Below are 14822 nucleotides of genomic sequence, written 5' to 3' on the forward strand. Positions count from 1 at the left end.
TCGGATGTCCTTGTCAATTCTCGCAAATAGCTATATAATGATATATATTTGACATACACGAAACAATTTAGGGGACACAGGGGGAATTGTCTTTTGAATATCAGGATTCTTGTAGCGGTGCACAAGCCCTACTGGATGCCGGCGGATGACTGCTATCTTCCGCTTCATGTCGGCCATAAGGGGAAGGCCGACCTTGGCTTTCAGGGCGACGACACCGGCGACAACATCAGCGCGAAGAACCCGCACTACTGCGAGCTCACGGGCCTTTACTGGGCGTGGAAAAACATGCCCAAAGACGTCGAGTACCTCGGCCTTGTGCACTATCGCCGCTATTTTACGCGCCATGAAGTGCATCATGTCGAGAAACGCAAGGCACAGGTCCTGACGCAGGCTGACTTTGAGCAGCTTCTGCAGCAGGCTCCTGTCATCGTGCCGGGCAAACGCCGCTACTACATCGAGACAAACCGCTCCCACTACAACCATGCCCATCACACGGACGGCCTCGACCTCGCCGAGACCATCATCCACGAACAGTGTCCCGAGTACGACGAGGCCTTTAAGACCGTCATGAACCGTACCTGGGCCCATATGTTCAACATGTTCGTCATGCGCCGCGACCTCTTCGACGCCTACTGCAGCTGGCTTTTCGCCATCCTCGGTGAGCTCGAAAAACGCGTCGACATCACGGGCTGGAACACCTATGAGTCACGCATCTTCGGCTTCGTTTCCGAGAGGCTTCTTGACGTCTGGCTCGAACACAATCACATCGACTACGTTGAGCAGAATGTCTCCTTCCTTGAGCCGCAGAACTGGCTCAAGAAAGGCGGCATCTTCCTCAAACGGAAATTCATCCCCGAGTGGGGCAGCCAAAAGCACAAGGAGGCAAAGAGTTGAAGCAGCAGTATCCACGTTACGTCGCGCCGCTCCTGTTCCTTGCCACCGACTATCTGGCCATTCTCTTAGCGGAGAAACTGGCCCTCTGGGTGCGCAACCTGACCGTCACGTACCACATCGGCTCTGGCTACATCTACTTCTGGGTTCCGGTTGTCTTTCTCGTCTTTTTAGCGCAGTCGCAGGTCTATACCAAGATGCAGTCGCTGCTGGATTCCTCGAAGAAAATCTTCTACGCACTGCTCTACGGCATCGTGGCCTGCATTGCGCTTTTGTATTTTTTCAAGGAAAGTGTCGTCGTCTCGCGCCTCTACGTCGGCCTGTTCAGCATCTTCGTGATCTTCACGGTCTTTGGCCTGCGTTACGCCCTGAGGCTCTTCCTCAAAAAGGCCCATCTGCTCTACACGCCTGTAATCCTCATCGGCGCGGGCAAGACGGCGGAGCGCGTCCTGCGCTTTTTCCGCATGGACCTTGGCTACCGCTATGACATCACGGGCATCATCGACGACCATCCGATTTCGAAAAAAGTCTCCGAGAAATTCCTGCTCTACGGCAGATTTGACGAGGCCGAAGCCATTGTCCGCGACTCCGGCATTCAGGACGTCATTATCACGGCACCGGGACTCAAGAAAGAGCAATTGCAGCACCTCATTGAACAGATTCAGCCGTATGTGCGCAACATCTCCTGCGTCCCGGACCTCATCGGCACCCCAATGGCCGGTGTCGAAGCCCAGGTCCTGTTCAGCGAAGAGATCCTCATGCTCACGATGAAGAACAACCTCGCGAGCCGCTGGAACCGCTTTGTCAAACGCGTCTTCGACCTTGTCTGCACCATTTGCGGTAGCATTCTGATTTCGCCGATTCTCATCGTCCTGACTATCATCGTGGCCATCAACAACAAAGGCCATGTGATTTTTGCGCATCAGCGTGTCGGCAAAAACGGCGTGCTGTTCCCGTGCTACAAGTTCCAGACGATGATTCCAAATGCGCAGGAAGCCCTCGAGAAATACCTCAAGGAAAATCCCGCAGCCCGCAAAGAGTGGGAAGAGAACTTCAAGCTCGAGCACGACCCGCGCGTCACGAAGCTCGGTGCGTTCCTCAGAAAGACCAGCCTCGACGAGCTGCCGCAGCTATGGAACGTCATCAAGGGCGACATGAGCCTCGTCGGTCCGCGCCCGATTGTCACCAAAGAAATCGAGCGCTACGGCGACAACTTCCGCGAGTACAGCATGGTCCTGCCCGGCATCACCGGCATGTGGCAGGCCAGCGGCCGCAGCGACACCACCTACGAAGAGCGTGTCGCTATGGATACCTGGTACGTGCATAACTGGTCTCTTTGGGTGGATTTGATGTATCTGTTTAAGACCGTTAAGGCGGTGTTCTGCGGCAAGGGAGCGTATTGATACGTTATCGAATTCAGGATAGGAAAGGTAAAATAGATGCGAGTTTTGCAGGCAACTGTTGCCAATGACAAAGGCGGCTTAACGGGATATATTCTTAACAACTATCGTCGAATCGATAAGAGTAAATTCCAGTTCGATTTTATCACGTATGACGATCATCTTGACTTTCAGGATGAAGTCACCAGTTTAGGCGGTAAAATATACAAATTTCCGCATCCGACGAAATTTTATCAATACTATAAGAAGCTAAAAGACATTCGCGATGAAAATGGTTACAAAATCATTCATTTTCATATGTCATATGCCAATATCGTACCGATTGTGGCAGCTAAGTTAGCCGGCTTCCCGAGGATTATCATTCATTCGCATAGCACTGGCCTGGATACGCCATCGTATCTTGTCAGACAGGTAAAAATATGCCTGCATAAGCTGGGCAAACATCTTCTTCCGCTGCTTGCTACGGATTATTTGGCATGTTCAGAATTGGCAGCACAATGGATGTATCCCCACGGGCTGTTGAAGAAAAAAAAGCATCGCGTCATGTATAATGCGATAGATCTAGCACGGTTTCGCTTTGATAGTACAGTTCGTCAGCAGACAAGAAGCAAATTGGGCATTCCGGACGACTGCTATGTTGTCGGCCATGTTGGGCGTTTTACCTACCAAAAGAATCATGAGTTTCTAATTGATGTGTTTGATCAGGTGTGCAGGTTAAATCCTAAAAGTCTTTTGTTGTTGATAGGAGATGGGCCGGACCGCCCCCAGATTGAGGAAAAGGTAAAGACTCTTAATTTATCGGATAAGGTCAAATTCCTGGGGCAGCAGGCCGATATATCGTCATTCTATCAAGCGATGGATGTCATGGTCCTGCCATCGCGTTTCGAAGGTTTGTGCATTGTTGCCATCGAAGCGCAGATGGCAGGGCTTCCGTGCGTATGCTCGGAAGCCCTGCCACAAGAGACAAAAGTCTCTTGTGACTTTACATATAAACCATTATCGGACTCAGCAGAAAGCTGGGCTGAGTGTGTATTGGAGAAAAAAGGCGTAGTGCGCAAAGATCAGACGGAAGCACTGCGGAGAGCTGGATATGATTCATATGCTGAAATAAAGAGGATAGAACGTTTATATACCTAAATTTGATGAGTTAAGATCTTGAGTATTCAACTGTGTTTTACGGGACTAATTATGAAAAAATTAAGTAGTAAAGATATTAAAGAATATGAGTTAAAAATATTGCTGTCACTTCAGGAGTTTTGTAAAAAAAATAACTTGCGTTTTTATCTAAGTGGAGGAACGCTTTTGGGGGCTATTCGTCACCATGGATTTATCCCTTGGGATGACGATATAGATGTTTGCATGCCTCGGCCGGATTATGAAAAAATGATCGACATATATTCCAATGATCATCAACAGTATTGCCTGAGAGCAATGCGATTAGGTAATTTTACGGCTCCTTTTGCAAAACTAGTAGATACGAATACACAGATTAGCGCTCAATATACGACTGATGAAATCAATAGTCAACTTTGGATTGATATTTTTCCTGTCGATGGGTTACCTGAATCCATATCCGATGTAGAAAAAATTTATAAAAAGTGCGATTTTTATCGACGTATCTATTTAATAGCAGATGCAAAACTAGGAGAAGGGAAAACCACATTCCATAAGTATGGTAAATATATATTAAAACCTTTATCTAATCTCTATGGAAAAAGCCGCTGCGTTAAAAAGATTGAAGATATTGCTCGTCAATATCCTTATCAAAACTATCAATATGTTGGCGCCATCACTTGGGGGCTTTATGGTGTTGGTGAACGCATGCTGAAAAGCGAGTTTGAAAAACAGGTTATGGTAGAATTCGAAGGACATCAATTTCCTACATTCTCCTGTTGGGATTCATACTTGCGTGGTCTATATCATGACTATATGCAGCTGCCACCTGTAGAGAAGCGGCAGACACACGATATGGAAGTATATGTGAAGGATTGAAGATTGATGAATATAGCAGTTATCTTTGCCGGCGGAACCGGCAAAAGGATGAACACAAAGTCAAAGCCGAAGCAGTTCCTAGAAATGCATGGAAAACCGGTTTTGATTTATACATTAGAGAACTTCGAAAACCATCCGATGATTGATCATATCGTCTTAGTCTGTTTAGCGGGCTGGATTGAATATGCGGAAGATTTGTTAAAGAAATTCGGCATCAAGAAAGTCAGCAAGATTGTTCCAGGTGGAAAAAACGGCCAGGAGTCAATTTATCATGGTGTTCGAGCAGCTGAGCAGCTATATGGTGGGGATAATGTCGTATTGATTCATGATGGTGTCCGGCCTTTGATTAACGATGAAATCATTACGGACTGTATCAAAACGGCACAGGAACATGGCAATGCCATAACGGTATCTCCTGCTATTGAAACGATTTTCTTGAAGAATAAAGATACAAATTGCGTGGGGCAGATATTCGAACGTTCGAAATGCGAAATGGCTAAGGCTCCGCAGTGCTTTAAACTTCAGGATATCTATGAGGCTCATGAAAAAGCTCGTCAGGAAGAATTATTCGATTTCATTGATTCAGCCAGCCTGATGCAGCATTATGGATATTCCTTATATACAGTGGAAGGTCCTGCAGAAAATATCAAGATCACCACGCCGTCGGATTTTTATATTTTCCGGGCGATTATGGATGCAAAAGAGAATTTGCAGATTTTGGGCTTGTGAGGAACGAATATGGATATGAAACATAAAGTGCTGGAAGAAGATTTGAATGCTATCTGCCGGACAGAGAGCATTCAGTGGGAAAAGCTTCGCAATAAGACCATCCTCGTGACCGGTGGTACGGGATTGATTGGTTCTACATTGATTAAAGCATTGCTGTATGCTGACCAGAAAAAAGATCTGAATCTCTGCATTCTGGCATTGGTACGCAATCACGATAAAGCAGAAAAGATGCTGGGACAGGAAAAACAGCATCTTAAGTTTATTCTTGGCAGTGTAGAGTCTTTGCCGCAGATTACGGAATCGGTGGACTATATCGTTCATGGAGCCAGCCCTACGGCCAGCCTGTTCTTTGTGGAGCATCCAGTTGAGACCATTCAGATTGCTGTACATGGTACAGAGAACATGCTGGAGCTTGCCAGAGAGAAAAAGGTCGAAAGCATTGTCTACCTTTCCAGCATGGAAGTTTATGGTGCACCACATGAAGATACGTTGATTCCGGAATCTCAGGGATGCACGCTGGATTCTATGGTCGTTCGGAGCTGTTATCCAATAGCAAAACGCCTTTGCGAAAATCTCTGTGCCAGTCATCATCAGGAATATGACGTTCCGGCAAAAGTTGTTCGTCTGGCTCAAACCTTTGGTCCCGGCGTTTTAAGAGATGATCGACGCGTCTTCGCTGAATTCGCCCGAGATGCTATGGAAGGGCATGATATTGTCTTGCAGACGACTGGTACCAGCAAGAGAGAGTATCTGTATACTGCCGATGCAGTCACAGCAATCCTGACGGTCCTTCTCACGGGTGAGTCGGGAGAAGCCTATAATGCCGGCAATCCTGCGACATACTGCAGCATAACAGAAATGGCGAAGCTCGTAGCAACGGAAATCGCCGAAAATAGGATCAAGGTTCAGCTGCCACAAAACGTAACGGATAATAACTTTAAATTCCCCCCCCCTCATCACTTACATTTGGATGTAAATAAGCTAAAAAAATTGGAATGGGAACCGACAAAAAATTTGAAAGAGATGTACCTGCGCATGATGTCAGCAATGGGGATGTAAATTTTATGATTAATAAAAAATCTAATATAGGCTGTGTTATAGTTACCTTTAACAGACTCGAAAAGTTAAGAAAAACTTTGAGTAGTTATGCTACGCAAAAAGTATTACCCCTTTATATAATTGTAGTTAATAATGCTTCTACAGATGGAACTGATGAATATCTTGAAGAATGGAAACATATTGACGAGGGCTTTAAAAAGGTAGTAGTGACTTCGCCAACTAATATTGGTGGAAGTGGAGGGTTTTATTTAGGAGAACAGGAAGCACTTAAAATGGATGCTTCTTGGATTATGATAGCTGATGATGATGCTTATCCGCAAAATGATTACTTAGAGGGAATGCAGCAATATATTGATACTCATGATAATCAAAAAATTGCCGTCATATGTGGAAAAGTAAAGCAGCGTAATTCTTACATAAACTTTCATAGAGGAATATGGAAATCCAAATGGGCAGTTGATTTTTATACTGCTGTACCTCCTGAGTCTTATCAAAAGGATGAATTTTATCCTGATTTTGTATCGTATGTAGGCATTCTTCTTAATAAGGAAAAATTAAAACAAGCAGGGTTAGTAAATAAGGATAATTTTATATGGCATGATGATATAGAGCATATTTTTAGACTTAGTAAAACTGGAAAAGTAATCTGTATTCCTAAGTATGAGATCGTTCATGATGTAGATGATACGCACAATGGCTTAAGCTGGAAATCGTATTACGGATATCGCAATAGCTTAAATTTTTTTAAAAGACATTTCCCGACTCATTATCCATTTATAATCTTTACTTTGGCTTGCAAGACCCTATTAATACCATTAAAAGGGAAATCATTAAAAGAGATGAAAGTCCGATTTTCTGCCATAAAAGATAGTTTATTAGGATATGTAGGAAAACATAACCTATATAAACCTGGGTGGAAACCATAAAATTTCTTAAAAGCAGGTGATGGATAAAACAATGTATAAATTTGCACAATATTTTAGACATATTTCAGTTTATGATTGGCAATGTATCACTTTAGGATTAGCCGTATTTTTCTTACCATTTCATAAAATACACCAGACTTTTTCACTATCTCTTATGGGGAGTATGGGGGGAAAATTATCAATTTATCCTGTCTTAATTGGAATGCTTTTTTTCATATATCAATGTGTAAAGCAAAGAAAAGTTTTTATTCCAAAGATATGTGTTCTCTTTCTTCTTATTTGTCTTTTATGGCAAATTATTTCTTTGGTACATGGATTGTATATTTTTCCAGCATGGCAGGAAATATCTGCAAATCGATTTAACAAACTGGGATTTGTAGTCTCTCGTTTAGCCGATAAGGGCATTGCCATAGATATGCTGTCTGTTGGGCATGTTTGGTGGTTAGTAAAACTTATTCTGACGCATGTCTTAGGATATTGCGCAACTTATGGTGTAGTGATTTGGATCATCGCATTATTCTATCAAAATAGAGAAAAACCTCTTAGGGCATTTCGTTACGGTATATTAGGTAGCGCAATTATTTGCGTTCTATATTCTATTGTTGAATTCATGTACCTTCTGGGTAGTTATGATGCGATGGTGGTTTTAGCACATATTAATCCTCTGATTTATGATGTTGGTATCGCTCATGGATGGTGGCCGCCGTTGTTAGGTGGCAATAGAGTACGCTCGATGTTTGCTGAGCCAGCTTATATGGCACTTTATTTGACTGTCTCAATTCCTGTCCTTTATGCACAGATATACAAAGCTAAAACAAAAAAATGGTTTTGGAAAATTTTGTTTGCCATCCAGCTTTTTATGATGTGGGGCACGAACAGTAAAACTGCCATGGGAATTCTGCTGGCTGAAGGATTGGCAGCTATCGTATTTATTTACTTACGTAGAACTCATTTGTCACTCAAGCAACTCTGTTGGCCATTAGTGGGGCTCATGATTTTATGTAGTGTCGGCATAGGTTTGAATTGGATTTTCCAACATCGTTATGCCGTTGACTACGATTTACTCTCTATCGAGTCAGATAATACTGTGACCTTAAAGATAACGAATAAGAGTGATACTGTTTGGGAAAAAAGGACGGGTATTAATCTTACAAGTGCTTGGTTCACGGATGATTGGCAGGATGAATGTGGCAGAATCGATATCCCATTAGATACGACACTTTTTCCACGACAGAGCTGCATTGTTACGGTCAAACTCCCTGAACCAATTAGCAGGGATGATTATCCGAATGTCGTAATGGAACTGGCGGCAAATAATGATTTTCAAAGTGACGTAAGGCTTGCAGGCCAAGGCGCATCGAAATTTTCTTTACGCTGGGATCAGGACCATTGGCTTGATAAAGGTGAATCTACTGTAAAAGACAATAAGATGACTGCTTTGACATCCAAGACAGAGGGCAGTAATCAGCAGCGATACGGGCTTATGTATGTGGAAACGTTAATCGGTCGTGATCATCCCATCCTTGGGGTAGGTGGACAGGATTTAAAGCAAGCATATTTTGTTTCATATCTTCCGGAATGGCTGTTAAAAAACAGAGAGATTCAGTTGTGGATTACATATCAGCAAACGAAAGGATTCTTAAAATCCGGTTTTCCAATCATCAGCGATTATACACACCAGTTTGCTAGCTATGGAATTGTTGGTTTCGTCTTGTTTTTACTGCCGTCTTTTTATGGCTTGTTTCTTTTATTCAAAAAAAGAGTCTATTGGTTAAAGGCCAAATCTCAAGAATATATGTATATTGCAATTTTTGGGATCAGTTATTTTGGCCTGATGGTTTCCTTCGTTGGTGGTAATTCCACACAGCTTTATATTTATTGGCTGTTACTTGGTGTCTTACTTGGCTATTACGGAACGCTAGGGTGTAAGGATAGAAATTAACGATGTAATTTCTCGCGTACTTTTGTGATAGCCATATCAATCATAGGATCTTTTTGGAGCAGCAGGTTGCCGCCATAAATAAGGCAGCCTGCTGCTATTATTATGAGCGTATGCAGGATACTGGGAGCCAGGTACATACTTAGTAGCCATGTGATGGCAAGCATGATAAGGCCGCTGGGCAAGTATTTGAGGGCAAGACGGCTGATTTCTGCGATGGAGAAGACGCTGCGGACAAGATAGAATTGAACGGCTGTGACGGTGATTTCAGCGATTAGAGAGGCAATGGAAGCACCAATAGACTGGTACATAGGAATCAAGAAGAGATTGAGCAGGAAGTTGACGACAGCGCCGCAGACAACGGTGATCGTCAGTTTGTTCTGCTGGTTTGTCGGCACCATGTATTGGATGCCGGTGACGTTGCTGAGACCGATGGCGATGACAAGGCCGCTGAGAATCTGCATAAGTGGTATGACTTTGTCGTAGCCCGGTCCGAAGAACCATGGCACGAAGTTGTAGCTGATGGCGATAAAGCCGCAGAACATGGGAATGGTCAGGAACCAGACAAATCGGTAGGAGCGCATCATATATGTCTTGATCGTCTCGATCTCGTTATGAGCATAGGCATAAGCAATGCGGGGCAGCATGACCGTGCCAAGGGATGTTACGATGGTCAGGGAGAGCTTTACGACCTTTTCAGCCTGCTCGTAATAGCCGTTTTCCAGAGGGGAGCCAGTCATGACGCCAATCATTGTCTTGTCGAGAACGGTATAAACCTGAATGGCGACCTGCGGCAGGAACATCTGGACGATGATGAAGAAGTTGCGGAAAGGCTTGATTTCCTGCAATTTGACCGGATGCAGGTATTTCAGCAGATAGAGCCATATGGAGAGTCCGGAGAGGATGTTCATCATGCCGATTAAGCAGACATATTTATTGAGGTCTTCCGGTGTGTGAATCAGGACGAAGATCATGATGATGCTGATGATCTTGATGACAAAATTGCGCAACACAATCTTGCCGAACTCTTCAAGACCCTGGAAGAACCAGGAGATGTCAAAGAGTACGGCAATGATATTCAGTGCCTGATACCAGTAGATGATGTGATCACCAGAGAAGCTGGATACAACCATATAGTAAAGAAAGAGGCTTAATCCGACCAGCAAACAGCGGATCAGATTGACTTCATAAAACGTCCGACTCTGCATATGCGGATTGTCCTGATGATAGGCAATCTCGCGCTGCGCGTAGTCTGCAACGCCGAGAGAGGCCAGCAGAATGAAATACGATACAATGGAGTAGGTATAGCTGTATGTACCAATACCAGCCGGCTCCAGTACGCGCGACAGATACGGTGTTGTAACAAAAGGCGTGATGAGTAGCAAGAGCTGATAGCTGACGTTGTAGATATAGTTCTTCGAGACACTTTTTGACATCTGATTTTCTCCTAATCTGGTTGTAAATATATACTATATATATCATATTTATGAAGAATGGGCAAGAAGAGAAAGCTTATCATCAGACATATATAGACGGATTATTTAATGGTTGCGTGATGATGATATTTTGCATATAATAAAATTGTTACAGTCGAATTATATGTTAGCAGGAAAATTATAAAATGGAGATATACGTATATGTACATTTCTTATCAGATCATAAAAGATAAAATCAATGCAATCATTCAATGTTTTTATCATCAATGGGAAAATTATTATCATAGAGAAAATTGTACTTCAGTATATCAGGATTTGGCACCAAGGGACGATTTGGATTATGATAATAGTGAGTATTTTAAATCGTTATATTGGGCTATTAGACAGGATAATATAAAGAATATTGCTTTAGCAGGACCGTATGGCTCTGGTAAAAGCAGTATTATTGAAACCTTTATATGCCATAATCTACATTTACATACATTGAAGATATCAATGGCTACTTTTATAGAAAATATCGAACATGAATTGGGAATAAAGGAAGAACAAGTAAACGATAAAAATGAAGAAAAGATACAGATAGGAAATAATCAACGTATCGATTTTCAAGAAAATAAAATCGAAGAATGGATATTAAAGCAACTATTCTATAAGGTAAGCTGGAAGAAAATTCCTCAAAGTCGATTTCAGAAAATACGAGATATATCAATATCATCTAGATTAATGATATTTTTGTTGTTATCCCTGTTTGTTGTATTATTCGTATTTGTATTTTTTCCTAAAATATTTGATAATGCTTGGAATTCTATTTTATTAGCTGGCAACAAATTTAATTTTAATTGGCAAGTATCATTAGCATTAATGATACTAATAACAGTTTATTTTGAATGGGTAATGTCTTATATTTCTAGATATTATATGTCTCATGCTAAAATGAAAAAATTAAAGTTTGATCCGATAGAGATAGAGAATAATAATTCTGAAGATAATTCTATATTTGATAATAATTTGGATGAAATATTATATTTTTTCGAGCAAACAAAATATGATATTATTTTCTTTGAAGACTTAGATCGATTACATAAGAATAAAATATTTGTAGAGCTGCGACAATTAAACGAACTCTTGAATAATTATGATGGAATAAATCGGAAAATTTGTTTTGTATATGCCGTTCGGGATGACATATTTACAAGCCAAGACCGTACGAAGTTTTTTGATTATATTATTCCTGTGATTCCGGTAATAAATTCAACAAATTCAAATGAAATATTTCTTCAGTGGACAAAAGATAATAATTTGGAAAACGATTTATCAGAAGAATATATTAATGACATATCTCCTTATATTGATGATATGCGTGTGTTGCAAAATATATTTAATGAATTTTATCTTTATCGTAAAACTCTGGAAAAAGATGGCTTAAATCTTGATCCTGAGAAAATGATGTCTATCGTAATTTTTAAAAATTTATATCCTAAGGATTTTTCGGATATAGAGAAAGAAACTGGTATCATAAAGCAGGCTTTTTTATCAAAATCAGATTGTATAAAAGAAGCTATGAATCAAATAGATAATGAAATAGAAAAATGTAATAATATACTTCAAAATATTGATGATGAGGAACTGATCAGCATAAAGGAAATTAAGTTGGCCATGTTAAACCATTTATCAAATGGAGAAGGAATAGCATATTCAGTAAATGGCCATAACATGGGTGAAATACTGAAAGATGATTTTAATTTTGATAACTTTCATTCAACCAATAATAATATACAGATCCATTACATCCACAATAATGGATCCCCAGACTGGAAACATACATTTTTCGACTACAAGAGTATAGATAAATACATAAAAAGAATTGAAATTTTACATAAAAAGAATAATAAAGATATCGAAGAAATGGAAAAATCAATAGAATGCAAGAAAAAAGACAAAATAAAATTACTAAACAGTTCATTGCAAGATATAATCGAGAAATATGGAATTGAAGGTTTGCCACTGCAAGTAAGGGAAAATAAATTTTTGGTATTTTTATTGAGAAATGGCTATTTGAATGAAAGATATGCAGATTATATTAACTATTTTCAGGCTAACAGTATTTCTGTTCGGGATAAGAATTTCATATTATCCGTGAAGGATAGAGAAAAAGTAAGAAAAGAAGAAGCCCTAGATAATCCAATAAAGATTATTGAGCGGCTTAATGTAGCTGATTTCAAAAGTACCTCGGTATATAATTTCAAGTTAATAGATTCTTTGCTATCATTATCTGATCAAAGTAATAAGACTATTGATAAAATAAATGCGTTTATTGATAAGCTGTCTCTTCTCCAGAGTGACCAATGGAATTTTCTGGATTCATATATAGATGTTTCACAATATAAGCCAAGGCTTTTTTCGTTATTATCCGAACGGTGTCCAAATTTAGTACACGTTATTCTTTTAGAAAGTATACCAGATATCCGTAAAAGGGAATATCTAATAGACGTATTTGAATATGCATCACTCTCAGATTTAGAAAAAATGGATGATAAAGGAGAAGTTTCTAAGTATATTTCATCACAAGGTGACATCTTAAAAAAACTTTCAGAACTACCTTTTGATTCGACTGTTGCTAAGTTAGACGCTCTAAATATCAAATTTGAATCTCTGGATGATGTCGGGGTCAATAATCAGTTATTAAATCATATTTTTTCTCATAATATGTATGAGCTAAGACCCGAGATGATACAATTGATTGCTAAACATGTTAAAGGGAATATACCCGATGATATAGGTAAAAAATATTATACAACAATTTTAGAAATGCCATATGAACCGTTATTAAAATATATTCGCAGTGATATAAGTAACTACATGGAGAATGTCGAACTTCTTGGGGATAATAAATATGAGACCAATCAAGCTGTCGTAGCTTTACTTGACTATAATATTGACAGCAAAGAGACGTGCAAAATATTCTTAGAGCAGCAGATAGAAGTACATTTTGAACATTTTTATGATTGCTACGAAGATGCCTGGGAAGAACATCTGGATACTCTACGGATAATATGGGATACTCTACTCGAAGGTGGGAAAATAGAGCCTCTTTGGGATAATGTCAAACAGTATTATGAGAAATTCAAAATTACACCAGCATTAATCAGCTTCTTATATAAATATGTTTCTAATTTGCCATTGATATCGTTTACGCAAGAAGACGGAGATCAATGGAAATTTATAAAAGACCTAGTTTATTCTGAGTACGTATCTTCTGAAAAACTGGATGTTATTTTGGATAAAATAAATATCAACGATGATGGTGGTTTTATTGATGCAGTTGATATGGACAAATTAAAGATTTTAGTAAAACATAAATCCATAGTATTTAATTTTGATAATCTTGATAAAATTTTACTAAAATCAGATAATGGTTTTGATGCTGCACTTATCTTCGTTGAGAAGAATAGTGAAATGTTCTTAAATATACAAAACAACTTTGATGTTAAATCACATGAGTCATTTATACTTCATTTACTTGATTCAGATATTTTCACAGATCAATATAAATATTCAATAACTGAATGCATGTCAGACAATGATATTACAGAAAATATTGCCAAACATATTGCTTCGAATGTGTCTAAAATACCGCAAAATATTTTTATGAAAATTTGTAGCTATCTTGATGAAAAATCTATAGAGAAATTAATGCTTCAAAATCTGGATAAACTCTCGATAGATGATTTTGATAACTTATTTGAACGAATTGGTGGTAAGTATAGTGGATTTGTAGAAAAGGGAGCTTTCGGTCATGTCAGACTCAGCTATACAGAAAAGAATTGGAAATTAGCAAAGCGATTAGAAGAAGTAGGTTATATTTCAAGCTCGAAACTGGAAGATAAGAAGAAAAGCATTCGGATGATTATAAAGAAAAGGCGTTGACGGAATGATAGAAAAACAATATACTTGTTCAGACAGACAGACAGACAGTAAAGAAAAGAAAGAGCAATATTGAGCTTTTGCGCATCGTTGCGATGCTGATGATCGTCATGCATCATTATGCTGTGCACGGCGGCTGGGCCTTTACGCCGGAGATGAGCGGGAACAAGCTGTTCTTGCAGCTTTTTTCCTGCGGCGGCAAGATTGGCGTTGACATATTTGTCATGATCACGGGCTATTTCATGATTTCGTCGTCATTCAAGCTGAAGAAATTGTGGAAGCTGGTCAGTCAATCTGCTTGCCAGCACGACCTTTGGCATCTATCTGCTGCATGACAGCGACCTGCTTCGCATATATCTCTGGCATCACGTGTTCCATAATGCTGACCTCTACACATCGGCATGGCTGCCCGTGCATGCCGTCTCGACAGTGTTGATCGTTTTCTTTTGCGGGGCGGCCATCGATTATTTACGGATCGTGCTCTTGGAACGTCCGCTTGTCACAAGGCTGTTCCCGCTCTGCGACC

The 14822-nt window shown here is 40.2% G+C and carries 11 protein-coding genes; 10 read left to right on the forward strand and 1 reads right to left on the reverse strand.

The window, feature by feature from the left end:
* Positions 1–93 precede the first annotated feature (93 nt).
* Genes ACI4OH_RS01360 through ACI4OH_RS01395 form a run of 8 tightly spaced genes read left to right on the forward strand, consistent with a single transcriptional unit; the run spans position 94 to position 8939 of the window.
* Positions 94–894 (forward strand): DUF4422 domain-containing protein, encoded by an 801-nt coding sequence (locus ACI4OH_RS01360; protein ID WP_439783991.1) that lies wholly within the window; start codon positions 94–96, stop codon positions 892–894.
* On the forward strand, positions 891–2294 hold the full coding sequence (wbaP, locus tag ACI4OH_RS01365) for an undecaprenyl-phosphate galactose phosphotransferase WbaP (protein ID WP_439783992.1): 1404 nt from the start codon (positions 891–893) through the stop codon (positions 2292–2294). Before ACI4OH_RS01360 ends, wbaP begins: the two co-directional genes overlap by 4 nt.
* 36 nt (positions 2295–2330) lie before the next feature.
* Positions 2331–3428 (forward strand): glycosyltransferase family 1 protein, encoded by a 1098-nt coding sequence (locus ACI4OH_RS01370; protein WP_439783993.1) that lies wholly within the window; start codon positions 2331–2333, stop codon positions 3426–3428.
* 51 nt (positions 3429–3479) lie between these two features.
* A complete protein-coding gene (locus ACI4OH_RS01375) occupies positions 3480–4283 on the forward strand; it encodes a LicD family protein (protein WP_439783994.1) in 804 nt (267 codons plus the stop codon).
* Positions 4284–4289: 6 nt separating this feature from the next.
* Complete coding sequence (gene ispD / locus ACI4OH_RS01380) at positions 4290–5012, forward strand: 2-C-methyl-D-erythritol 4-phosphate cytidylyltransferase (RefSeq protein ID WP_439784003.1); 723 nt, start codon at positions 4290–4292, stop codon at positions 5010–5012.
* Positions 5013–5021: 9 nt separating this feature from the next.
* The gene (locus ACI4OH_RS01385; RefSeq protein WP_439783995.1) at positions 5022–6071 is read left to right on the forward strand and encodes an NAD-dependent epimerase/dehydratase family protein; all 1050 of its coding nucleotides are present in this window, start codon (positions 5022–5024) and stop codon (positions 6069–6071) included.
* Positions 6072–6076: 5 nt separating this feature from the next.
* Positions 6077–6997, forward strand: a complete 921-nt coding sequence (locus ACI4OH_RS01390; RefSeq protein ID WP_439783996.1) for a glycosyltransferase — start codon at positions 6077–6079, stop codon at positions 6995–6997.
* Between the two features lie 19 nt (positions 6998–7016).
* Complete coding sequence (locus ACI4OH_RS01395; protein WP_439783997.1) at positions 7017–8939, forward strand: O-antigen ligase family protein; 1923 nt, start codon at positions 7017–7019, stop codon at positions 8937–8939.
* Here the strand turns inward: ACI4OH_RS01395 and ACI4OH_RS01400 are convergent.
* Entirely contained in the window at positions 8936–10372 is a 1437-nt protein-coding gene (locus tag ACI4OH_RS01400; protein ID WP_439783998.1) for a flippase, read from the reverse strand. The genes ACI4OH_RS01395 and ACI4OH_RS01400 overlap by 4 nt on opposite strands.
* A gap of 201 nt (positions 10373–10573) precedes the next feature.
* Here ACI4OH_RS01400 and ACI4OH_RS01405 point away from each other — a divergent pair, with 201 nt between their 5' ends.
* The gene (locus tag ACI4OH_RS01405) at positions 10574–14299 is read left to right on the forward strand and encodes a YobI family P-loop NTPase (RefSeq protein WP_439783999.1); all 3726 of its coding nucleotides are present in this window, start codon (positions 10574–10576) and stop codon (positions 14297–14299) included.
* A 77-nt stretch (positions 14300–14376) separates the two neighbouring features.
* Positions 14377–14631 carry an acyltransferase family protein gene (locus ACI4OH_RS01410; protein WP_439784000.1) on the forward strand — a complete coding sequence of 85 codons (255 nt, stop codon included), beginning with the start codon at positions 14377–14379 and terminating at the stop codon, positions 14629–14631.
* Positions 14632–14822: the final 191 nt, after the last annotated feature.

This window comes from Mitsuokella apri (genome assembly GCF_051886055.1).
Taxonomy (GTDB): Bacteria; Bacillota; Negativicutes; order Selenomonadales; family Selenomonadaceae; genus Mitsuokella.

Excerpts from the sequence above, each read along its gene's own strand:
- ACI4OH_RS01370 (WP_439783993.1), top strand. The coding sequence starts at position 2,331 with ATGCGAGTTTTGCAGGCAACTGTTGCCAATGACAAAGGCGGCTTAACG.
- ACI4OH_RS01375 (WP_439783994.1), top strand. The coding sequence starts at position 3,480 with ATGAAAAAATTAAGTAGTAAAGATATTAAAGAATATGAGTTAAAAATA.
- ispD (WP_439784003.1), top strand. The coding sequence starts at position 4,290 with ATGAATATAGCAGTTATCTTTGCCGGCGGAACCGGCAAAAGGATGAAC.
- ACI4OH_RS01385 (WP_439783995.1), top strand. The coding sequence starts at position 5,022 with ATGGATATGAAACATAAAGTGCTGGAAGAAGATTTGAATGCTATCTGC.
- ACI4OH_RS01390 (WP_439783996.1), top strand. The coding sequence starts at position 6,077 with ATGATTAATAAAAAATCTAATATAGGCTGTGTTATAGTTACCTTTAAC.
- ACI4OH_RS01395 (WP_439783997.1), top strand. The coding sequence starts at position 7,017 with ATGGATAAAACAATGTATAAATTTGCACAATATTTTAGACATATTTCA.
- ACI4OH_RS01400 (WP_439783998.1), bottom strand. The coding sequence starts at position 10,372 with ATGTCAAAAAGTGTCTCGAAGAACTATATCTACAACGTCAGCTATCAG.
- ACI4OH_RS01405 (WP_439783999.1), top strand. The coding sequence starts at position 10,574 with ATGTACATTTCTTATCAGATCATAAAAGATAAAATCAATGCAATCATT.